Here is a 1,651-nt window from a genome sequence, read left to right on the forward strand (position 1 = left end):
ATGTCCGTGGCTATGGTTAGAGCACGAGGTAGCGTCGCCCGATACTGGAGAGCCAGACAAATCGGGATGGTGATGCTCGTGGTCGTGATGATAAAACGCGAGTGATTCTCTCGCTGCGTTACCAAACAATGCTATGTAAGAAGGATGCTGAGTGATCGTTGCTGGTGACCCCGAACAACAAACGTGGTGGTGCAAACAAATCACATCGTCTGTTTTTGCCATGACCAAATGCAAATCATGAGATACCATAAACACAGCGCAATCGAAGCGGTGACGGATGCTTTCAATCAAATCGTATAGATCGATTTGTCCTTGAACATCAACACCTTGAGCTGGTTCATCAAGAACCAACAAGTCAGGGCGTTGTAGCAGCGCGCGGGCGAGTAGGACGCGTTGGTTTTCACCACCGGAAAGGCGGTGCATGTTGCTCTTAATTAAGTGCTCTGCACCAACTAGTCTTAATGCATCAAGGCATTCTTGTTTGCTGTACTTTCCTGCTAAATTTAAGAAACGGATAACGTTTAGCGGCAAAGAGTCGTTGAGTTTCAGTTTCTGAGGCACATAACCAATTTTTAGCTTTTTCGCTTTAACCAATTTTCCGCTAGTCGGCTTTTGAAGCCCTAAAATGACTTTAACTAACGTGGATTTTCCCGCTCCGTTGGGACCGATTAGGGTTGTGATTTTGCCCTTTTCTAATTCCATGCTGATGTTATCGAGAACTCTGCGATCATCGAACTCGACGCACAATCGTTCAAGACTGACTAATGAAGACATGAATGAAACTCATTTGCAAAACTATAATGTTATAATGTAACATTATCGCACTTTCTATGCCATATCCCAAGTAAAACTATGAAAAGAGCTTTAATTCTTGCTGCTTCAGCAATGTTAACCTTGCCAGCGCAGGCGATAACAGTACTTACAAGCATTAAACCGATCCAACTGATGGTGACTGAACTGACGGAAGGCGTCACTACTCCTGAAGTGCTAGTTCAGTCAAACGCATCACCACACGATTATTCGCTGCGACCTTCTGATGTAAAAAAAGTCGCGTCTGCGGATTTGGTGATTTGGTATGGTCATGATTTGGAACCGTTTCTTGAAAAAGTCGTATCAAATAGAGCTAGTACACTGACGTTAAGCGAAATACCAAATCTAGCCCTTCGTGAGTTTGATAGTGCGCATTCGCATGATCACGACGGTCATGACCACGGTAGCCACGACCCGCACTTTTGGTTGGGTATTAAACCGGTTAAACAGGTCGCCCAAGCTGTTGTGAACAAATTGGCGGAAATCGATCCAGCTAATGCGAAAACGTACAGCAACAATCTTGTTAAATTTGAAGAACAGCTTGCGGCTAGAGATAAGGAAATAGAGCAGCAGTTAGCACCAGTGAAGAACCAAGGATACTTCGTTTTCCATGATGCGTACGGTTATTTTGAAGAGCGTTACCAGTTAAATAATCTAGGACACTTTACGGTGACTCCCGACCGAAAGCCGGGTGCCAAGACGCTGATTCAGATCAGAAAAACACTGGGATCAGGTAACGTGGCTTGTGTGTTTTCTGAGCCTCAATTTACACCAGCCGTTGTCGAGAGTGTGATGCGTGGCAGCAATGTGGCCAAAGGCGAGCTTGACCCATTAGGCAGTA

The 1,651-nt window shown here is 45.1% G+C and carries 2 protein-coding genes; one reads left to right on the forward strand and one right to left on the reverse strand.

Translation table 11 applies throughout. From position 1 onward, the window contains the following. A partial coding sequence (znuC, locus tag R7P35_RS23985; RefSeq protein ID WP_318092832.1) for a zinc ABC transporter ATP-binding protein ZnuC occupies positions 1 to 774 on the reverse strand: 774 nt, incomplete at its 3' end. A 78-nt stretch (positions 775 to 852) separates the two neighbouring features. Between znuC and znuA the strand changes: the two genes are divergently transcribed. After that, the coding region (gene znuA, locus R7P35_RS23990) for a zinc ABC transporter substrate-binding protein ZnuA (RefSeq protein ID WP_318092834.1) at positions 853 to 1,651 on the forward strand (799 nt) is incomplete at its 3' end.

This window comes from Vibrio sp. Vb0304, assembly GCF_033338995.1.
Classification (GTDB): domain Bacteria; phylum Pseudomonadota; class Gammaproteobacteria; order Enterobacterales; family Vibrionaceae; genus Vibrio; species Vibrio alginolyticus.